Source organism: Arcicella sp. GW821-FHT09D11 (assembly GCF_059416265.1).
In genome coordinates this window covers 54544-75226 of the sequence record NZ_JBWKOV010000002.1, presented here as the reverse complement: position 1 = coordinate 75226, position 20683 = coordinate 54544, and the positions used below count along the sequence as shown (strand labels likewise).

Here is a 20683-nt window from a genome sequence, read left to right as displayed (position 1 = left end):
ATCGAGAAGATATTGCCCATTATTCAATCATAACAGATACAAAACGCTATTTTGGAGAATCACAGGGGTGATTCACAAGTGGTTTTAATACTTAGACCATTAATCGTTTTTCCACAATAAGCTAACTCATTTTTAATGTTTTCCTTTGCCGAAAAGGTTAAAATTAGCCATTAGATAGCGGAATGATTTGGCAGAAAAATTATCAAAGATAATCACCGTCAATCCTTCTTTTCTTAATACAAAATACCCTGAAATGAGGATGAAAGCTTCTACAGAAATATAGGCTACTACCGAAGCATAGTATTGCAACACATTGATTAACAACAAGTTGATACCAACACTAACAATACCAGCAATCAGGGTAATATTCAGAATATACCTATCTAACTTTAAGCTTAACATCGTTTGGGCTTGAAACAAACTCAGACTTGATAAAATCGGAACAATGCACAAGTACTGGAATACACCTATGGAATCAAGGAATTTTTCGCCAAAAATGAAGGATACGATATAGGGAGCTACTAGATAAAGAAAGGCTGTTCCAAGGATAGTAATAAAGAACACCACAGGAATGATGTTTTGTACTAGCTCCAACCCTTTCTGAAGGTTAGCATTCATCTTATTGGCAATCTCTGGAAAGATGGATTGTGAGATAGGATTAATACAAACCGTTACGACAACTGTTATCAGCCTTACCGCAGCAGAATAAATCCCCACACTCCTATCATCTAGCAGAAAACCAATCAAGAAAACATTCGTAGTCGTATAAAGATTAATAACGATGGTAGAAACAAAATAGAAGCGTTCTTCTACCAACAAATCGATAATTCTTTGAAGTTTTATAAAGTAAAAAGTAAGGTTGTAGCGTTTCATGGCAATGTAAAATGCCCATAGTCCTGCTAATATTTGCCCTAAGCTTGTAAGAATATTAAACCAGAAAAAAGATTGCGTATCGTGTACAACAAAGAAAATGGCTATAGAAGACGCTAATTTAAAACACAGTGCAATGAGTGCTGCGGTTTGAATTTCTTGGATACCGTGAAAAAACCAAGTTGGAAAAAACACACAACCCAACACAAAACTAAATGAATAAAAATGAAGAGCAAACTCTGAACGAAGGGTAGGAACAGATAATGTACACACCAGAAATATGATGGTACTGATAAAAAATAGGAAAATTTTGGTGGAAATAATCTCATTAAAAGTATCTACTAGCTGTTCAGGATTATCCTTTACGACCGAAATACGTTTGGTTCCTGTTGTATCAAAGCCATAATTAATCAGTAATAAAAAATAATTAATGTATGACTGTGAAAAATTTATTTTACCAGTATAAATAGGGCCTATTGCCCTAAAAACATACGGTATAACAACTAAAGGCAATACAAAACTAACTAATTGAAGGAGTAGTAAACCTCTAATATTCCTTAATACAACATTCATTTTTATAAGTTTGACAATAAAATAGCGGTCATGCGGAGAATTTAACCCTCAAAGGTAAGCAAAACAAGCATAAACACTTACCATATTGCTATAGATTTATCTATGTCAATTCTTCTTAACTGTGTTTTTATTACAAACTTAGCTTAAATATTATAATTAGGGACACGTATAGTTTTTAATATTTTATGAAGATTATTGATTTTAAGCATTAAAACATCTTTTTCCAATGATTTGGAAACAATGCTCTTAGGGTAATTAATGCTTTTTGGAGATGGTTGGAAACAGATTGATTATTAATATTCATCATATTAGCAATATCCGAATGACTAACTCCTTGATAAAATTTCAGGAAAAGTACTTCACGCTGACGTTTTGGCAATAACTCTATTGCTTTGCGCATACGTTGCTCGTTTTGTGAATAGCGTTCATATTCGATTAAGCTATTTTCAATGGTTTGCTCATCTGTTAAGTTGTCTTCATCATCAAAATTATCATACAGCACATTCCATTGATTTTTTCGCAATTGTGATATCAGGTTATTACGGGTAGCACGAATCAAATAAATGGTCATTACATTTATTTCACCTACGATATTTCGTTTTTCCCAGAGATATAAAAAGAGGTCTTGAATTACATCCTTTACCAATTCTCTGTCTTTCGTAATGTTCAGTCCGTAGTTAAACAATATTCTATAATGGCTTTCACAAAGCTGTGCATACGCTTCCCTGCTGCCTAGCTTAGCTTGATTCCATAATTCGAGATAAAAATCATTTGATTTTGATAACGTTTCTAGCTGTTTATTTTCCATGACTGCTTAATTGATTAAGCAAATATAATAATAAAAATATTAAATAAAATAATTTTAGGATTTTTTAGCAAAAAATTTATTCTATTTACTCACCCCCCTTCTCTAATCCAACAATTAAAGTAAAAACAATAATGTCAAAAGTGCCTTGGTTGTATTTAAATGGCATAAATACAAAAATATACTTTATAAAAAAACCTCTGCAAGTATTCATCTTACAGAGGCAAAAACAGTATTTTTTAATACGTGATATGAGGTTAAACAATATTATGAGAACTAATTATTATTTAGCTTTCACAAATTTGGTTACGTTAAAACAGTTTTCTACCACAAGGGTATCGTTTTCAATTTTTTGAACCTTCCAGCCATCGCAAGCAATCGCTATACAAAGCACCTCTGGACAAGGCTTAAAATCAGAAAAAGTAATTTTGCTATCTTTGAATGTGTATTTATTGCCAACCCATCCGCAGCAATCTGCACCAGGCTTTCCGTCACTTAAAAAGTTACCATCTGCTGTAAATTCAATGGTTGGTAAAGCAACAAATGTATTAATGGTTGTCCATTTGGCATCTGCCCCTTTATCTTTTTGCATATAAGTAGGGTTCCATTTTCCTACTAATTGATTAGCAGAAACTTTGGCTGAACTTTCTTTTCCGGGTGTTACTTCGTCAACTGACTTGCAAGAACTAATCATTAAAAGTAGTCCTAGACTTAATGATAATAATTTCATGTTATTTAAAGTTTAAATTTTAATAAACTGTTTTTTATAAAGACGTAGAATTTATTTTTAAGGTTGGAATGATGGTTTTTTATTTTACCCTGACAAGTTTATTTCTTGTAGCACATTGTCTTAGTATCAATGTATCATTGCCCGCTTTGCCATAATCCCAGTCACTACAACGAACACAATACACTTCAGGACATATTGGTTTTAGTTCGGTAAAGGTAATTTTCTTATCATCAGAAACTGTATATTTATTCCCTGCAAAACAGCAATCACCACCGGGTTTGCCATCTATTAAAAAATTCCCATTACTGGCAAACTGCCAGATAGAAGGTGTTACAGCAGCAAAAGTTGGATTGATATGCCATTCACCCCAGCTACCATCCTGATTCATGGATTGCGTAATTCCTGTGGTTTGCCATTTCCCAACAATCCCTGTAGGGTCAATTGTTTCTTCGTTTGACTTACAAGAACCCAAAAACAAAAGAAATAAGAAACTAATCGCTAAAATTTTCATGTTATCAATGTTTAGTAATAAACGTATTTATAAGGTTATTGGTTAACTAATATTGTATTTTTTGCCTGTAAAATCATTGTTTCAAAAAACAAATCGCCTTTATAGACAAAGACACAATTATGATTAAATAAGTTGGAATCCTGAAATTTCTTTTCTTGATGCCTATTCCTTCCAAAAGCCAGTCATTTTTTGTACTTTTGCAGGAATTTTCCCAGCCTATTAGATAAAAAACATCTCAACAGATAATTTTTAACAACGTAATAAACGAATTATAGTCCATAATGAATTTTAAAGAATATAAAAACCTTGACTATGGTCAGGTTGCAGACGAAATCCTTAAATTTTGGCAAGACGAAAAGATTTTTGAAAAGTCTATCGAAACCCGTGAGGGCAATCCAACTTTCACTTTTTATGAAGGACCTCCTTCGGCAAATGGAACACCAGGTATTCACCACGTGATGGCTCGTGCGATTAAGGATATTTTCTGTCGTTATCAAACTTTAAAAGGCAAGCAAGTAAAACGCAAAGGCGGATGGGATACCCACGGTTTGCCTGTGGAATTACAAGTAGAAAAAGAATTAGGCATTACCAAAGACGATATTGGTAATCTTAAATCTCCAAAATATGTTTCGGTTGAGGAGTACAACAAGAAGTGTCGTGAAACGGTCATGAAATTCACTGACCAATGGAACGATTTGACCGAAAAAATGGGCTATTGGGTAGATTTGGATAATCCATACATTACTTATGAAAACGATTATATCGAGTCGGTTTGGCATTTGTTGAAAACCCTTTACGAAAAAGGTTTACTCTACAAAGGCTATACCATTCAGCCATATTCACCAGCAGCAGGAACGGGGCTTTCTTCACACGAGCTTAACCAGCCGGGTTGTTATCGTGAAGTAAAAGATACTTCACTGACGGCTCAGTTTAAAGTAAAATTGACTGGCAAATCGGGTTTCTTGTTTGACGGTGCCGATAGTAGCAATATTTATATCTTAGCTTGGACGACTACTCCTTGGACTTTGCCTGCGAACTCAGCTTTAACGGTTGGTAAAAACATAGAATATTCTTTAATTAAATCTTTCAATCCTTATACTTACGAACCCGTAAATGTAGTGTTGGCCAAAGATTTAGTTGGAAAATATTTCAACGAAAAAGGAAAAGATGGTGATTTCTCGAAATATAACGATGGAGATAAAATCATTCCTTGGAAAGAAGTATTCAGTTTCAAAGGGAATTTCCTAGAAGGCATCGAATACGAACAATTAATGCCTTATGTTCAGCCAGAAAGTGCTGCTTTCAGGGTAATCATTGGTGACTTCGTAACGACAGAAGATGGTACTGGCGTAGTTCATACTTCACCAACTTTTGGTGCAGACGACTTTAGAGTGGCGCAACAAAATGGCATTCCTTCTATTTTTGTCAAAGACGAAACGGGTAAAGAAGTACCAATTGTCAATCGCCAAGGTCGTTTTGTAGCTGAAATTACTGATTATGCTAATGAGCCTGTAAAAGAAGCTTATTTATCAGACGAAGAAAAAGAAGAGCAACGCATCAAACAAGGAAGAGATAAATATCTATCAGTAGATGAACGCATTGCTATTCAATTGAAAACGGAGAACAAAGCTTTCAACGTTCAGAAATTTGATCACTCTTATCCACATTGCTGGAGAACCGATAAACCTGTGTTATACTATCCATTGGATTCTTGGTTTATCCGCACAACGGCAGTAAAAGATAAAATGATTGCCTTAAACAATACCATCAACTGGAAACCAGAATCTACGGGTACTGGTCGTTTTGGTAATTGGTTGGAAAACTTAGTAGACTGGAATTTATCTCGTTCAAGATATTGGGGAACTCCCCTACCAATCTGGCGTTCGGAAGATGGTGAAGATGTATGTATCGGTTCATTAAAAGAATTAGAAAACGGTATAACACATGCTTTGAAAGATGATGTACTATCAGCAGAACAACGTGCGGCTAACGAGAAGTTTTTAGCCTTATTAAAAGCAGGTACTGAAGACTTACACCGTCCGTTTGTGGATGAAGTATATTTAGTTTCAGCTTCGGGTAAAGTAATGACGCGTGAAACTGACCTTATCGACGTTTGGTTTGATTCTGGAGCAATGCCTTATGCACAATGGCATTATCCGTTCGAGAACAAAGATATTTTTGATGAAGCTTATCCAGCCGATTTTATCTCAGAGGGAGTTGACCAGACACGTGGTTGGTTCTTTACCTTACATGCTATTTCGGCAATGGTCTCTGATTCCGTTGCCTTCAAAAACGTAGTTTCTACTGGCTTAGTATTGGATAAAAACGGCAACAAAATGTCTAAACGTTTAGGCAATGCTGTTGATCCATTTGAAACCTTGAAGAAATATGGTGCAGACCCAACGCGTTGGTACATGATTACGAATGCACAACCTTGGGATAACCTTAAATTTGATTTAGCAGGCATTACCGAAGTACGTAATAAATTTTTTGGAACGCTTACAAATACGTATAATTTCTTTGCGTTGTATGCCAATTTAGATGGCTATACGCCAACAGGGCAACTTGATAAAAGCATTGCTACCGAGCTGGACCAATGGATTTTATCAAAATTACAAACGTTGATAAAAGAAGTAGACGAAGCTTATAATACTTACGAACCAACCAAAGCGGGACGTGCCATCCAAGAGTTTGTGGGAGACCATCTTTCTAACTGGTACGTACGTTTAGGAAGAAGACGTTTCTGGAAAGGCGAGGTGACGTCGGACAAACAGTCGGCTTATGAAACATTAGCATATTGTTTGAAAACGATTGCTCAGTTGATGTCGCCAATTGCTCCTTTTTACGGTGATTGGCTGTACAAAAACTTAACCGATACTGAAACAAGTACGGACGTATCTGTCCACTTGACGAACTTCCCGAAAGTACAGCACGAATGGATTAATACTGAATTGGAAACTTCGATGGACTTGGCTCAAAGAATTTGTTCTTTGATTCACTCATTGAGAAAAACTAATCGTATTAAAGTACGTCAGCCATTGTCGAAGATTTTGATTCCGATATTAAGCGAGCAAACGCGTGAGCAAATCCGTCATGTAGACGAATTGATTAAGACAGAGGTAAACATCAAAGCAGTTGAATACTTAAATGATGCGTCGGGCGTATTATCGAAAAAGGTAAAACCCAACTTTAAAGCGTTAGGACCGAAATTCGGTAAAGACATGAAAGCAGTTGCTGCTGTAATCACTGCGATGACTGCCGAAGATTTGAAAGCTTTAGAGGAAAACAAGACGATAAGCCTTGATGCTTATACGATTGCCTTAGAAGATGTTGAAATTCAAACAGAAGATTTACCAGGATACTTAACGGCATCAGACGCAGGTATTACGGTGGCATTAGACATCAACATTACGCCTGAGCTGAAACAAGAAGGTATCGCTCGTGATTTTGTGAATCGTATTCAGAACCTACGTAAAGATTCAGGTTTTGAAGTAACGGATAAAATCAGCATTCAATTACTTGATTCAGATGCAGAAGTAACGGCTGGCGTTGTAGCCTTCAAAGACTTTATCAGTCAGGAAGTACAAGCACTTTCGCTAGAAGTAGTTAGTGAATTAGCCGACGGACAAGATGTTGAATTTGAAGAATTGACTTTGACAGTAAAAGTTGCAGTAGTGTAGTTCGAGTTTCCAACTCGAAAAATAGAAAGGGAAGTTTTCATGTATGAAGGCTTCCCTTTTATATTGGAGAGGAACTTAACAACCACATTAAATTCTGATAGCCCAAATATTAAACTATCCCTCAAATTTCTTGCAATATCATTGCATTAGCTATCTTTGTATAAAACATCAACAGCATGATAGCCACGCAAAACCTTACCTTCTCGTATTCTTCTGAAAAGAGCTTTGCTTTTCCAGATTTTTCCTGTGCCGACCGCGAAACAATGCTTATTTTGGGTAAGTCGGGGAAAGGCAAAACAACCTTTTTACATTTAATGGCGCTTTTACTAAAACCAACAGGGGGTAAAATCCAAATCAATAACCAAGAAATTAGCGATTTATCAGTCGGGTCAGCGGCAGATTTTAGGGCAAAAAATGTAGGCATTATTTATCAAAAACCTCATTTTGTTCATTCCCTTTCTGTGTTAGAAAATTTAGTTTTGACGAATTATTTAGCAGGGAAATCTCAAGCCAAAGACCTAGCCAAACACCTAGCTGAAAGTTTGGGCTTTGCCGAACATCTTCATAAAAAAACTACTCAATTATCACAGGGCGAACAACAACGTGTGAGCATCGCCAGAGCCTTGATGAATAAACCTTCTGTTATTTTAGCAGATGAGCCAACCTCTAGCTTGGATGATGACAATTGTTTGAAAGTGGTAGATTTATTGAAAACACAAATTGAAGAAATTGGCGCAAGTTTGGTAGTAGTAACCCATGACCAACGCTTGAAAGATGTGGTTGAAAAACGTATAAATTTATAGCAAATGAACTTACTAAAAATATCTTGGAGTAACCTAAAAGACAAACCCCTTACCAGCTTTTTAAGTATCTTACTGATGGCACTGGGGATTGCTATTATTTCATTATTACTCTTGGCAGGAAAACAATTAGAAGAGAAGTTTACCAGAAATGTGGCTGGGATAGATATGGTGGTTGGTGCAAAGGGCAGTCCACTACAATTGATTTTAGCGAGTATTTATCAAATAGATGCTCCGACGGGAAATATTTCTTTAGACGAAGCCAATAGGCTAACCCGTAATCCTTTGGTAAAATCGGCGATTCCGCTATCAATGGGTGATAGTTATCAAGGCTACAGAATAGTAGGCTCTAACGAAAAATATCTTCAACATTTTGAAGCAGCATTTGAATCAGGCAAAGCTTTTTCTGAACCTATGGAAATGGTATTGGGTGCGAAAGTAGCTAAAAATCTGGAATTAAAAGTTGGTGATACTTTTGCTTCGCAACACGGCTATGACAAAGAAGGTGATGTGCATGAAGAAAAGAAATTTAAAGTAGTGGGCATTCTAAAAAATACTAATGCTGTCCTCGACCAATTAATGGTTACGCCACTTGAGAGTGTTTGGGCAGTTCACGACGAACATCATGAAGAAGAAGTGGGTAAAGGAGCAAATGCCTTAAAATTATTAGAAGAAGATACCCCTCCTACTGACGAAGAACATCATCATGAAGAAGAATCTAAAGAAATCACTGCTATGTTGATTAAGTTTAGAAATCCTGCAATGGGCATGATGATGGCTAGAAGTATCAATCAAAATACTACGATGCAAACGGCTTCGCCTGCTATTGAAATCAATAGATTGTTTGCTTTGATGGGCTTTGGGATTGATACGCTTAAAATCATTGCCTTGGTTATCATCATCGTATCTGGCTTAAGCGTATTTGTATCGCTTTACAATTCGCTTAAAGAACGAAAATATGAAATGGCGTTGATGCTTTCAATGGGTGCTAGCAGAACTAAGCTATTCTTCTTATTATTACTAGAAGGCTTGATTATCAGCTCAATCGGATTTGTGATTGGCATTGCTTTAAGTAGACTGGGATTGTGGTTAATGTCGAAAAACGTAGAACAAAATTTTCATTATGACTTCAACGTTTTATCTTTGCTAACAGAAGAATTATGGTTATTCATTGGAGCATTAGTAATTGGATTGTTGGCAGCAGCTATTCCTTCGTTAGGAATTTATAAAATAGATATTTCAAGAACTTTGGCGGATGAATAATGAAAATTAATTTTACCCGCTGATTTACACAGAAAAAACACGGAGATAGCACAGATAAAGTTTAAAATCAGCGAAAATCTGCGATTTAAAATCTCTGAAATCAGCGGGTAAAAAATAAAATATCCCCGCTGATTCACGCGGAAAAAATACGCAGATAATGCAGATTAAAATAAGCCAAAAGTTAATCAGCGAAAATCAGCGGGTAAAAATCTCTAAAATCAGCGGGTAAAAAATTAAAATAAAAAAATCAACAAAAAGCTAAAAGCTCAAGGCTGATAGCATACAACTAAAATGAAAATCAAGACTTTAATCACATTCAGTGCCTTGTTGTTGACTTTGATGTCAGCAACTCCTATAAAAAAACCAGTTGCTCTTCCTTCAGAAAAACTCACTTGGGATATTTTGAAAGATGTGGTATTTAAGAAAAAATGGTATCCACAAGAATCTATTTTTATGCTATACCCTACTTTTGGACCAGCTGTAAAGAAATTAGAAAACAAGGAAGTTATCATCAAAGGTTATGTAATTCCTGTGGATGCTGCTACTAATATGTATGTGCTTTCAGCATTTCCGTATAGCCAGTGTTTTTTCTGTGGAGGTGCAGGACCAGAGTCAGTAATGTCTTTAAAACCTAAAAAGGGAGCTTCGCATAAATACAAAACTGACGAGATGCATACTTTTAAAGGCAAGTTAAAATTGAATGCTGATGATATTTATGAAATGAACTACATTTTAGAAGAAGCCGATTTAGAAGAATAACATCATCTATAAATACAGAAGCCAGAGGAAATCATTTCTCTGGCTTTTTTTATGCCTAACCTACTCCGCAAAAGTTTTTTATTTTTTATTCAACCAAAGAATATTTGGACGAGTAAATCAATCTCCATCACATTCAGGTTTGAATAGTATTTTACCAACATTACCAGTATACAATTACAGCTAATAGCCAAATATTTTATCAAGTCTTCATTTTTTCTAAAAATTACATTATCAAAAAATAATTGTAAATTATCAAAAAATAGTACTATTTATATTCATCAATAATCTCAAATCATCATCATACTATGGCTGTAAACAATAAGGAGTTTCATAAGCAATTGCTTACAGAAATGAATCAACGATTGGATAAAATAAAAGAAGGAGGGGGACTAAAAAACATACAAAAACAACATGAACGGGGTAAATTAGTCGCCCGAGAACGCATTAATTATTTAATAGATACCGACACTGAATTTCAGGAAATAGGGGCATTCGTTGGCTACGAAATGTACGAAGAATACGGTGGTTGCCCAGCAGGAGGAACAGTTGGTGGATTAGGCTACATTGCTGGGCAATTGTGCGTAATTGTAGCTAATGACCAAACCGTTAAAGCTGGAGCGTATTTTCCCATTACAGGTAAAAAAAATCTTCGCTTTCAGGAAATTGCTATGCAAAATCAATTGCCAATCATTTACTTGGTGGATAGTGCAGGCGTGTTTTTACCCATGCAAGATGAGATTTTTCCAGACAAAGAACATTTTGGTAAAGTATTCTACAACAACTCTGTGATGAGTGCCATGGGAATCACGCAAATATCTGCCGTGCTGGGCAGTTGCGTGGCTGGTGGAGCGTATTTACCTATTATGTCGGATGAAACCTTGATGGTCACAGGACAAAGCTCTATTTTTTTAGCAGGGCCTTATTTGGTAAAGGCTGCTATTGGTGAAGAAATAGATGCAGAGACTTTGGGAGGAGCCAATACTCATAATGCCATTTCGGGCAATGCCGATTATCAGTTTGATACCGAACAAGAATGTCTTGACCAAATAAAAAGGACTATCGGCAAATTAGGGAAATTTGAAAAGGCTGGTTTTAATAGGTCTACCCCAAAAGCACCTACTAAACATCTGGAAGAAATACTGGATATTCTTCCTGAACTTAGAACTAAACCTTATGATATGCGTGAAATCATTGAGCGGTTGGTAGATGATTCCGAGTTTGATGAGTTTAAAAAAGATTATGGCAAGACTATCCTGTGTGGATATGCTCGTATTGATGGTTGGGCAGTAGGCATTGTTGCTAATCAACGATTAGTCATTAAAAATACCAAAGGTGAGGTACAAATCGGGGGGGTTATTTACAACGATTCGGCAGATAAAGCAGCACGCTTTATCATGAATTGTAATCAAAAGAAAGTCCCTTTGGTTTTCCTACAGGATGTTACGGGCTTTATGGTCGGCAGTCGTTCAGAACATTCGGGCATTATCAAAGATGGAGCCAAAATGGTGAATGCTGTTTCTAATTCTGTTGTCCCAAAAATCACGATTATCATTGGCAATTCTTACGGTGCGGGAAATTATGCCATGTGTGGGAAGGCTTTCGACCCTCGTTTTATTTATGCTTGGCCAAGTGCTAAAATTGCAGTAATGGGTGGCGAACAGGCAGCCCAAACTTTGTTACAAACCCAAGTAGCCTCTATGAAAGCCAAAGGCAAAATCATTACGAAAGAAGAAGAAGACAACATTTTGAAAGGCATTAAAGATAAATATAATACGCAAACTACGCCTTATTATGCTGCTGCCCGATTGTGGGTTGATGAAATTATCGACCCATTGGCTACAAGAAGTATTATTTCAACCAGTATTCTGGCAGCTGACCATTCGCCAATTACGAAGGACTTTAAAATGGGACTTTTACAAGTTTAGATAGCGCGAAAATAGCTATTAAAAACGGCTTTGGTGGCGAACAATGTACTAAGCTCTTGAAAATTATGTTCTTGAAAATGATAAGGTTTAAGCATAAATTGGGTTAAAAAGGGTCAAAATTGACTATTTTTAACATTCTATCAATATTTATTAAAAACTTTTGAAAACATATTTGTCTAAAACTCAAACATTTACTACCTTTGCAGTCCTGTTTCAAAGACACATCTTCGTTTTTCAGTTTGATTGGGTTGTAATTTACTGATAATCAATAGAAAACGATTTTTTATAACCAATTAAGCAAACAAAGCAATGGCTAAGAAAGGCAATAGAATCCAAGTGATTTTGGAATGTACTGAGCAAAAAACTTCAGGCGTTCCAGGGATGTCTCGTTACATCACTAAGAAAAACCGTAAAAACACTACAGCTCGTTTAGAGTTAAAGAAATACAATCCTTTCTTGAAGAAAGTGACTGTTCATAAAGAAATTAAGTAATTCATTTAGTTGTCAATTACAAGTTATCAAGTCTGTGTTATCGTAATTGATGGGTTTTCTCATCAGTTAAGTTACAGCCAGTCGATAACTCAAAACGGATAACAATAACTTATACAAAGAAATGGCAAAGAAAGTAGTTGCAACCCTTAAGAAAGAAGGTGGCGTAAAGTACGCAAAAATCGTTAAAGCAGTGAAAAACCCTGCTACTGGTGCTTACACATTCAAAGAAGAAATCGTTCTTCAAGATGAAGTAGCAGCAGCGTTGAAAGGTTAATTCTTTCGACTTTAAAGAAAGTCCCCTATCTAAATAAGGTTAGGGGACTTTTTTTGTTTTATATTTGGGGAACTAGTTGTGCTTATTTAATATTAGTTTAAAGAGAAAAAATTGGGTAATTTCAGCTAATGATATTTAACATCCAACGCTTGACTACTACAAACCAAAACGATAACTGAAAACTGATAACCAAACATGGGCTTATTTGATTTTTTTAAGAAAAAAGAAACCTTAAATACCGAAGAAAAAGAAACACTTGACAAAGGATTAGAAAAAACCAAAGAAGGTCTTTTTTCTAAATTGAGTAGAGCGGTAGTCGGCAAATCGAAAGTCGATGAGGAGGTATTAGATGAATTAGAAGAAATTTTAATCTCTTCGGATGTGGGTGTTGATACAACCCTGAAAATTATTCGTAGAATTGAAGAACGTGTAGCAAGAGATAAATTTGTAACAACGACTGAGCTTGATAGCCTTCTGAGAGAAGAAATTGCTGAGCTCTTAGCACAGAATAAGTCGGAGGATGTGTCCGAGGCCTTTAAAAGCAATATCAAGCCTTATGTAATTATGGTGGTGGGCGTAAATGGCGTTGGTAAAACAACTACTATTGGTAAGTTGGCTTCACAATTCCACAAGGCGGGCAACAAAGTAATATTAGGTGCTGGAGATACCTTTAGAGCTGCCGCTGTCGACCAGCTTAAATTATGGGGTCAAAGAGTAGGTGTAACCGTAATAGACCACGGAATGAATAGCGACCCAGCCTCTGTAGCCTACGACACCGTAAAGCAGGCTGTAGAACAAAATGCTGACGTGGTAATCATTGATACAGCAGGACGCTTACACAATAAAGTAAACTTGATGAACGAGCTTTCTAAAATCAAGCGTGTAATGCAGAAGTTTTTGCCTGATGCTCCCCACGAAATTTTATTAGTGCTTGATGGCTCGACAGGACAAAATGCCTTCATTCAAGCACAAGAGTTTACTAAAACAACTGATGTAACGGCTTTGGCTATTACTAAGTTGGATGGAACGGCCAAAGGTGGCGTAGTAATCGGAATTTCTGACCAGTTTAAAATTCCTGTGAAATACATTGGCGTTGGTGAAAAGATAGAAGATTTGCAGGTTTTCAATAAAAAAGAGTTTGTTGATTCATTATTCAAAAGAAAATAATCTTTGATATGATCAAAGTTAAAATCTTCATACTTATTCTTGGGTGCCTTTCGATGATTGGTGCTTTTGGACAGAAGACCAAGAAAAAATTGAAAAGGAAAAATACGCTTCCTGCTTCTGTACAAAAGGCTACTATCAATCCCGACGCTCCTACTGGCACCAAACCAATCACCAATGAATCTGCTTTGGTTCAGCAGGGAATCTGTGGCACTATTTTCTGGAAATCTGGGAATATGATGCCTTCGCCTGATAGACCTATTCCTAAAGCAAAACCTGTTCAACGAGAATTAGTAGTGTATGATTTGACGAATACGGCTGAAACTACTCGTGAAAATGGGTTCTATCAAACCATTGCTACAAAATTTATTAAAAGTGTAAAGTCTGATGAAGAAGGGAAGTTTTGTGTTGATTTAGAAGAAGGACGTTACTCTTTATTTATTCGTGAAGGAAATAAAGGTTTGTATTCAAATTTGTTTGATGGAGATGGGAATATTTTTCCCATTAAAGTAAGTAAAGACAAAATATCTATCACTGTTTTTACAATTGACTATCAAGCTTCATATTAAACATGAGTCATTTCGAATTTTTAATATGTAATGATGAGTTGTTAGAAGGATAGTATTTATTATTGCCTTGTCCTTACTTTTCTTGTCTTGATACAAGAAAAGTAACCGCGCGGCGGACCGCAAAAGAAAATCAAGAATTCCTAATCGCAACGGCGACCCGTCTCGCTCCGCTCAAACAGTAGGAATTCATTGTACATCAATCATAAAAAAGCGGTCGAAATTAGTTTTTCGACCGCTTTTTTATGGCTTTAAAATTCGTAATGACTCAAGTCCTACTTTCCTTTTTCTTTTACCCAAGTATCTTTCAAGCCTACTGTTCTGTTGAATACCAAATGTTCGGCTGTTGAATCTGGATCTAAACAGAAATAGCCTTTGCGCATAAATTGGTAGTTCGTTCCTACTTGTGCTTCTTTCAAACTTGGTTCTACAAAAACTTCTGGAATAACCGTCAGAGAATCTGGATTGATAAACTTCTTGAAGTCGTCTCCTACTTGTGAAGCATCTTCTAAAATTAATAGTCTATCGTATATACGGACTTCTGCTTTGCTAGCATGCTGTACAGATACCCAGTGAATAGTACCTTTTACATGAATACCCGAAGTATCAGCACCTGAACGACTTTCTGGAATATAACTGCAATGTAGTTCGGTAATATTGCCAAATTCGTCTTTTACAAAATCATCGCACTGGATAATATAAGCACCTTTTAGACGCACCATCAAGCCAGGACCTAAACGGAAGAATTTCTTCATCGGCACTTCCATAAAGTCATCTTGTTCGATATAAATCTCACGACTAAATGGTACAATCCTACTGCCCGCATTTTCATCCTCTGGATTATTTTCTACGTGCAGTTCCTCTACTTGTCCTTCAGGATAATTGGTAATTACTACCTTCAATGGATCTAAAACAGCCATTACTCTGGTAGCAAGTTTGTTCAAATCTTCTCTGACACAGTAGTCTAATACACCTACGTCAATCAAATTATCTCTTTTGGCTACACCGATTTTTTCGCAAAAATTACGAATTGATGTTGGTGTAAAACCACGACGACGCAATGCCGAAATAGTTGGCATACGTGGGTCGTCCCAACCATTTACAATACCTTCATTTACTAATTGTAACAATTTTCGTTTACTCATTACTGTATGAGTAAGGTTCAATCTTGCAAATTCGTATTGATGTGAAGGATAAATGCCTAGCTTTTCAATAAACCATTCGTATAAAGGACGGTGAACATCAAATTCTAAAGTACAAACTGAATGGGTAATTTCTTCGATAGAATCTGACTGACCATGTGCAAAATCGTACATTGGATAAATACACCAAGCATCACCCGTACGGTGGTGTGGAGCGTGTTTAATACGATACATCAGAGGGTCGCGCATGTGCATATTCGGATGAGCCATATCAATTTTAGCTCTTAGCACTTTAGCTCCATCTTCAAACTCGCCAGCACGCATTCTACTGAATAAATCTAAATTTTCTTCTATGCTACGGTAACGGTATGGGCTATCTTCACCTGCGAAATTAGGATTTCCTTTTTGTGACGCAATTTGCTCAGATGTTTGGTCGTCTACATAAGCAAAGCCTTTTTTGATAAGCTCTACTGCAAAATTATATAAGGTTTCAAAATAATCAGAAGCATACAATTCTTCTCCTGCCCAATCAAACCCAAGCCAACGAACATCTGCTTTGATAGAATCTACGTATTCAGTCTCTTCCTTTTCAGGGTTTGTATCATCAAAACGAAGGTTAGTTTGTCCGCCATATTTAGCAGCCAAGCCAAAATTCAAGCATATTGATTTAGCGTGCCCAATGTGTAAATATCCATTAGGCTCAGGTGGAAAACGAGTCAAAACACGTCCTCCGTGTTTGCCCGCTTGTAAATCTTCTTCTACAATTTGTTCAAGGAAATTAAGTGATTTTTTTTCTTCTTCTGCCATAAGCTTAATCGTTATCAATTTGTTGGTTCTCGCATATTAGCACTTGTTTTGCTAATTAACAAAATCGTGACAAGACTATCTTACGAAATTACGGATTTTTTAGGGAATGAATCAGGGTTTTTACAGCAAATCAGCTTTTAAAAACTTTTTTTAACTCAGAAAGTTATAAAGTACGCCGTAGCACGAGTTTTCAACTCGTAGCCTTTACGGTTACAAAGTTTCAGATAATAATTTAAAATCTTGATGAGTGTAGCATAAACTAGTACAAGAAAGAGCAACTAAATGTCCTTTAAAAAGCCCTATTGACCATCCAATTTTTAACGATTCGCTACAAACAAAAGATTCTTTCCACAAAATTTCTAAACGAAAGTAAGCATTTATACAAAATAAGATTCTGTTTTGCACTTTTCTATTTTTAGCATATAAATTCTGTTTTCACAGAATTTTATGAATAGATAGGTATATAATTACCGAATAATAAAAATATTATTCTAAAAAATAGCTTTTTTGTAGAATTTCTTACAAAAATCACAAAAAAGCTATTAGATTTGCAATAGATTTCCTATCGCACTAAAAATAACCCATATTAAACAATCGTGTAATTCTGAAAAACCATTGAAATTATCAATGGCGTTTTTCGCTTTCATCAATTCTAAACTCCGAAGAAATGAGTATTAAACTAGATCAAATAGACCATAAAGTATTAGAAATTTTACAACAAAATGCCAAAATTACTAATGCACAATTATCAAAAGAAATAGGACTATCACCTGCCCCAACACTGGAACGTGTTAAGAAATTAGAAACTGCTGGAATAATTGAAAGCTATCATGCACAATTAAACCGCGAGAAAGTGGGTTTAGGAGTTACTACTTTTGTGACTGTTACTTTGATAGGACATAAAAAACAAGTTACTGAATCTTTCGTTTCACAAATAAACTCGATACCAGAAGTCATTGAATGTCACCACGTTACAGGTTCTGGAGATTTCTTGTTGAAAATAATTGCTAAAGATATTGCTTCATACCAGAAATTGATGCTTGAAAAAATCAATGAGATTGAAGAAGTAGCAGGAACACAAACGATGGTCATTCTTTCTACTTTCAAAGAAAGTAAGGTATTGCCTATCCCTTGAACTTTATTTAGATAGATAATCTTTCATAAAAAAGGTCGGAAATGATTTAACATTTCCGACCTTTTTCTATGATTTTGCTTTTTACTATTCTTCTGTAATTACATAAAACTTAAAGTTAAGCGGGTCGAAGACTTCAGCAATTTGCGTCAAGAATTCAGGGTTGTTCAAATAGAAATTCAAAAAGTTCTCGCTTCTTTCTTGGGGAGTTCCATTCGGGAAAAGCTTCTGTTTTACTCCCAACAGCTGATTTACTTCTGTTTCATGGTTTCTTTCTTCTGCTTTTTTCAAACGCTTTTCTAGGTTTTCAAGTGCATTCAATACTTTTTGTTGCTCTCCTTTTACGGCACCTTCCAACGTTCTATCTATTTTTACTGCTTTTGTCAGTATCTCCTCAAAAACCTGCACAAAAGAATTACTCTCGGTAGAAAGGCTTAAGCTATTTTCAGAATGCTTTTCAATAAAGCTTTTCTTCAAGCTTATTTCATCCAAAAATAAATCCTGACTGGTTAAATCTAATTTTTCTATCCTTTTAGCAGTAGCTTTATTGACGATCAAACAGAAGTTTCTAGGCATCAAGATAGGGAACGCTACCTGATGGAAATCAAAAATGCCTTTTAATTGAAGCCAATAAGGTACTTCTGATGGCCCACCAATATAGGCTAAGTTTGGAAGAACCACTTCTTCATAAACGGGTCTTAATACCACATTAGGACTGAATTTTTCAGGTTCAGCTTCTAATAGGGCAAGGATTTCCGTTTCAGAAAATTGCAAATTAGTATTCAATACTTTATAGGTATTGCCTTCTTTGACAATACGCTCACGAAGTCCATTTTCTAAATAAAAGAAGTTGATTTCACGGGGAGAAATTTGGGTTTTATAGCCCAAAGATTCTAGTTTTTCAGAAGTTTTTGAAACGACATCAAAAGCAGTATGGTGTAGTAAATCGTTTTTAATAATGGGCGCAAACAGTTTTTTCAAATTTCTGTCATCGGCGTCGATACAAATCAATCCTTGGTCTCCGAATAAATCATTAGCGTAACATCGTGCTGCATTGGCCAAAGTCTCATTGTTCAGGTATGCATCCTTGAAAATAGCAGGACATTCGGCCATTTCTGTTATCAAAGCCTCTAATTCTTTCGGGTTCATTCTACCTACTGCTCCTTTTTGGGCTGTCTCCCAAGCTAGTTTCTTACCGAACAATGAAAAATGATTGATTTCTGCAAAATCATGGTCTTCTGTTGCCATCCAATATACTGGTACAAAATTGTAAGCTGGAAAAGCATTTTTCAATGATTTCGCCAAGTTAACTGTTGTAACAAGCTTATAAATTACATAAAGAGGGCCTGTAAAAATATTGAGTTGATGTCCCGTAGTAACGGTAAACGTATTTTCTTCTAAAAGAATATCAACATTTGGCTTATTGCTTATACCTGAATACTGTTTTTTTAGCGTTTCTACTAAAATACTACGTTTGGCTGAATCAAATTGTTTTAAAGCGATTTGCTTTTCAAATCCTTGAAGAGCGGGATAATTTTCGTAAAAATCTTTAGTTTTTGTGGATTGATTAATGAAGTCTAAAAAAAGAGACGAAAACTGATTGACGTCCTCTAACGGTAGTTGATGTATTTGCATTATTGCCTTATGCGTTTGATATTTAAAATTCAAACAGTCTTGTTTGGATTACAAGTTTAACGTAGAAGTTTTAAACTTTGTTCTTTTCTAGCAAGAATTTCAACAAAAAAGCCTTTAGAAATTTTCTAAAGGCTTTCGATATTCTCCATAAGCTATTTAATTATCTTTTATTTCCATAAAATTTTGCAGTAATGCATCTTTATGAAAACCTGTACAATCTTAGTTTCTACACAAACCCAAGCCGATTGTCTTTCTAATATCATCTACGTGATAAAAACAACTAAGGTTTCATGGGTCTTTGCTTTTTTTCACTTACCTCTTTGATTTCTAAATATTTACCTTCCAAAAACAGGCTTATCTACCCGTTATTTTGATTGAAGTAAATAAATCGACTAATAGTAACTAGTAAGCATGATAATAGACACATATTTTTTTCAAAAGGTTGGATACTCATTAGAATATTAATAGAAAAACCTCTTTTATTATTATCTTTAGTATTAAAATGTGAACTTCATCGCTATTATGCCCAAAATTATACTTGTTTTTTTAATGATTACCGCGAGTTTGATGGCATTTGCCCAAACTCAACCTCAGTATAGTCAATACATGATGAATAGCTATTTAATCAATCCAGCAGTTGGGGGCATTGAAGATTATACTGATATTAAAACGGGTTATCGAAACCAATGGACAGATTTTGAGGGAGCTCCTACTACTTATTATGTGTCGGCTCATATGCCCATTGGCAAGACAGATAGAACAAGTACGGGCGTTCGTCCTAATTTTAGTAAGTCTATTCGGCGACCTATGGCACTATCAAACCAATTCAATACTTCGGCTAAAGTACCTATCCACCACGGTATTGGGTTTATATTAGTATCTGATAAAACAGGAGCCAATACGCAGAATAGTTTTAACATCAGCTATTCATTACACGTCCCTATTACCACGAAAATGAAACTTGCCATCGGGTTTTCTGGTGGAATATCTCAATACACTGTAGATTTCAGCAAAGTACAGGTAAAAGACAACCCTGACCAAGCTATTGTTGCAGGCTCAAGGCTTACAGCTCTTCAACCCAATCTGAATGCTGGTGCTTGGCTATATTCAAAGCAGTTTTTTGTGGGAGTGTCAGCTAATCAATTTATTTTTAATAGCTTTAATTATAAAAATACGGATAACCCTAATCAAAGTTGGAGTGGCGATGCCATACCTCATTATTTTCTAACAGCAGGTTTTAGACAAGAACTCAGTGAAGATTGGACCCTCACTCCTTCTACACTTATTAAAAGAGTAGCACAAGCTCCCATCAGTTTTGATGTTAATGTAAAAACTGTTTTCAGAGATCGCTTTTGGTTTGGCACATCATATCGTCATAAAGATGCTTTTGTGGGATTAGTTGGTGCAAATATTAGTTCGTTAATCAACTTGGGGTATTCTTACGACTATACATTATCTGGACTAAAGGAACGCTCGAGAGGGTCGCATGAGGTAGTAATTGGCATTATGTTGAATAATCGTCAACGAGTACTTTGTCCACAAAATCTATGGTAGT

The 20683-nt window shown here is 35.7% G+C and carries 17 protein-coding genes; 11 read left to right on the top strand and 6 right to left on the bottom strand.

Annotated elements, in window-relative coordinates; genetic code table 11:
• Window positions 1–132: 132 nt before the first annotated feature.
• The 4 genes from AC07N0_RS05740 to AC07N0_RS05725 all read right to left on the bottom strand — a co-directional run bounded on the left by AC07N0_RS05740 (window position 133) and on the right by AC07N0_RS05725 (window position 3489).
• Entirely contained in the window at window positions 133–1443 is a 1311-nt protein-coding gene (locus AC07N0_RS05740; RefSeq protein WP_492801408.1) for an oligosaccharide flippase family protein, read from the bottom strand.
• Between the two features lie 208 nt (window positions 1444–1651).
• Window positions 1652–2251, bottom strand: coding sequence for an RNA polymerase sigma factor (locus AC07N0_RS05735; protein ID WP_492801407.1), 600 nt, complete (start codon window positions 2249–2251; stop codon window positions 1652–1654).
• A gap of 280 nt (window positions 2252–2531) precedes the next feature.
• On the bottom strand, window positions 2532–2978 hold the full coding sequence (locus AC07N0_RS05730; RefSeq protein ID WP_494588450.1) for a hypothetical protein: 447 nt from the start codon (window positions 2976–2978) through the stop codon (window positions 2532–2534).
• Window positions 2979–3057: 79 nt separating this feature from the next.
• Window positions 3058–3489, bottom strand: a complete 432-nt coding sequence (locus AC07N0_RS05725; RefSeq protein ID WP_494588449.1) for a hypothetical protein — start codon at window positions 3487–3489, stop codon at window positions 3058–3060.
• A gap of 281 nt (window positions 3490–3770) precedes the next feature.
• Between AC07N0_RS05725 and ileS the strand changes: the two genes are divergently transcribed.
• The 9 genes from ileS (at window position 3771) to AC07N0_RS05680 (ending at window position 14415) form a co-directional block, all read left to right on the top strand.
• A complete protein-coding gene (gene ileS / locus AC07N0_RS05720) occupies window positions 3771–7169 on the top strand; it encodes an isoleucine--tRNA ligase (RefSeq protein ID WP_494588448.1) in 3399 nt (1132 codons plus the stop codon).
• Between the two features lie 176 nt (window positions 7170–7345).
• Window positions 7346–7972, top strand: a complete 627-nt coding sequence (locus AC07N0_RS05715) for an ABC transporter ATP-binding protein (RefSeq protein WP_323247203.1) — start codon at window positions 7346–7348, stop codon at window positions 7970–7972.
• Window positions 7973–7975: 3 nt separating this feature from the next.
• On the top strand, window positions 7976–9232 hold the full coding sequence (locus AC07N0_RS05710; RefSeq protein WP_494588447.1) for an ABC transporter permease: 1257 nt from the start codon (window positions 7976–7978) through the stop codon (window positions 9230–9232).
• 291 nt (window positions 9233–9523) lie between these two features.
• On the top strand, window positions 9524–9991 hold the full coding sequence (locus tag AC07N0_RS05705; RefSeq protein WP_494588446.1) for a DUF3299 domain-containing protein: 468 nt from the start codon (window positions 9524–9526) through the stop codon (window positions 9989–9991).
• A gap of 305 nt (window positions 9992–10296) precedes the next feature.
• Window positions 10297–11916 carry an acyl-CoA carboxylase subunit beta gene (locus tag AC07N0_RS05700; protein WP_494588445.1) on the top strand — a complete coding sequence of 540 codons (1620 nt, stop codon included), beginning with the start codon at window positions 10297–10299 and terminating at the stop codon, window positions 11914–11916.
• Window positions 11917–12225: 309 nt separating this feature from the next.
• Window positions 12226–12408: a 50S ribosomal protein L33 gene (gene rpmG / locus AC07N0_RS05695; RefSeq protein WP_109742450.1), complete on the top strand. Its 183-nt coding sequence runs from the start codon at window positions 12226–12228 to the stop codon at window positions 12406–12408.
• A gap of 121 nt (window positions 12409–12529) precedes the next feature.
• The gene (locus tag AC07N0_RS05690) at window positions 12530–12682 is read left to right on the top strand and encodes a DUF4295 domain-containing protein (RefSeq protein ID WP_309924211.1); all 153 of its coding nucleotides are present in this window, start codon (window positions 12530–12532) and stop codon (window positions 12680–12682) included.
• A gap of 195 nt (window positions 12683–12877) precedes the next feature.
• Window positions 12878–13849, top strand: coding sequence for a signal recognition particle-docking protein FtsY (gene ftsY / locus AC07N0_RS05685; protein ID WP_323247207.1), 972 nt, complete (start codon window positions 12878–12880; stop codon window positions 13847–13849).
• A gap of 8 nt (window positions 13850–13857) precedes the next feature.
• Entirely contained in the window at window positions 13858–14415 is a 558-nt protein-coding gene (locus tag AC07N0_RS05680) for a carboxypeptidase regulatory-like domain-containing protein (RefSeq protein WP_494588444.1), read from the top strand.
• A gap of 272 nt (window positions 14416–14687) precedes the next feature.
• On the opposite strand, the gene AC07N0_RS05675 is transcribed toward AC07N0_RS05680, so the two are convergent.
• Window positions 14688–16361 carry a glutamine--tRNA ligase/YqeY domain fusion protein gene (locus AC07N0_RS05675; RefSeq protein WP_494588443.1) on the bottom strand — a complete coding sequence of 558 codons (1674 nt, stop codon included), beginning with the start codon at window positions 16359–16361 and terminating at the stop codon, window positions 14688–14690.
• A gap of 667 nt (window positions 16362–17028) precedes the next feature.
• Here AC07N0_RS05675 and AC07N0_RS05670 point away from each other — a divergent pair.
• On the top strand, window positions 17029–17496 hold the full coding sequence (locus AC07N0_RS05670; RefSeq protein ID WP_309924199.1) for an Lrp/AsnC family transcriptional regulator: 468 nt from the start codon (window positions 17029–17031) through the stop codon (window positions 17494–17496).
• An 84-nt stretch (window positions 17497–17580) separates the two neighbouring features.
• Here AC07N0_RS05670 and bshC read toward each other — a convergent pair whose 3' ends face one another.
• A complete protein-coding gene (gene bshC, locus AC07N0_RS05665) occupies window positions 17581–19128 on the bottom strand; it encodes a bacillithiol biosynthesis cysteine-adding enzyme BshC (RefSeq protein WP_494588442.1) in 1548 nt (515 codons plus the stop codon).
• 522 nt (window positions 19129–19650) lie between these two features.
• On the opposite strand from bshC, the gene AC07N0_RS05660 reads away from it, so the two are divergent.
• Window positions 19651–20682, top strand: coding sequence for a PorP/SprF family type IX secretion system membrane protein (locus tag AC07N0_RS05660; protein WP_494588441.1), 1032 nt, complete (start codon window positions 19651–19653; stop codon window positions 20680–20682).
• The last annotated feature ends 1 nt before the right edge of the window (window position 20683 follow it).

Coding starts and splice junctions, on each gene's coding strand:
- AC07N0_RS05680 (WP_494588444.1), top strand. CDS start 13,858: ATGATCAAAGTTAAAATCTTCATACTTATTCTTGGGTGCCTTTCGATG.
- AC07N0_RS05740 (WP_492801408.1), bottom strand. CDS start 1,443: ATGAATGTTGTATTAAGGAATATTAGAGGTTTACTACTCCTTCAATTA.
- ileS (WP_494588448.1), top strand. CDS start 3,771: ATGAATTTTAAAGAATATAAAAACCTTGACTATGGTCAGGTTGCAGAC.
- AC07N0_RS05660 (WP_494588441.1), top strand. CDS start 19,651: ATGCCCAAAATTATACTTGTTTTTTTAATGATTACCGCGAGTTTGATG.
- AC07N0_RS05730 (WP_494588450.1), bottom strand. CDS start 2,978: ATGAAATTATTATCATTAAGTCTAGGACTACTTTTAATGATTAGTTCT.
- AC07N0_RS05710 (WP_494588447.1), top strand. CDS start 7,976: ATGAACTTACTAAAAATATCTTGGAGTAACCTAAAAGACAAACCCCTT.
- AC07N0_RS05675 (WP_494588443.1), bottom strand. CDS start 16,361: ATGGCAGAAGAAGAAAAAAAATCACTTAATTTCCTTGAACAAATTGTA.
- ftsY (WP_323247207.1), top strand. CDS start 12,878: ATGGGCTTATTTGATTTTTTTAAGAAAAAAGAAACCTTAAATACCGAA.
- AC07N0_RS05670 (WP_309924199.1), top strand. CDS start 17,029: ATGAGTATTAAACTAGATCAAATAGACCATAAAGTATTAGAAATTTTA.
- AC07N0_RS05725 (WP_494588449.1), bottom strand. CDS start 3,489: ATGAAAATTTTAGCGATTAGTTTCTTATTTCTTTTGTTTTTGGGTTCT.
- AC07N0_RS05705 (WP_494588446.1), top strand. CDS start 9,524: ATGAAAATCAAGACTTTAATCACATTCAGTGCCTTGTTGTTGACTTTG.
- bshC (WP_494588442.1), bottom strand. CDS start 19,128: ATGCAAATACATCAACTACCGTTAGAGGACGTCAATCAGTTTTCGTCT.
- AC07N0_RS05700 (WP_494588445.1), top strand. CDS start 10,297: ATGGCTGTAAACAATAAGGAGTTTCATAAGCAATTGCTTACAGAAATG.
- AC07N0_RS05735 (WP_492801407.1), bottom strand. CDS start 2,251: ATGGAAAATAAACAGCTAGAAACGTTATCAAAATCAAATGATTTTTAT.
- rpmG (WP_109742450.1), top strand. CDS start 12,226: ATGGCTAAGAAAGGCAATAGAATCCAAGTGATTTTGGAATGTACTGAG.
- AC07N0_RS05715 (WP_323247203.1), top strand. CDS start 7,346: ATGATAGCCACGCAAAACCTTACCTTCTCGTATTCTTCTGAAAAGAGC.
- AC07N0_RS05690 (WP_309924211.1), top strand. CDS start 12,530: ATGGCAAAGAAAGTAGTTGCAACCCTTAAGAAAGAAGGTGGCGTAAAG.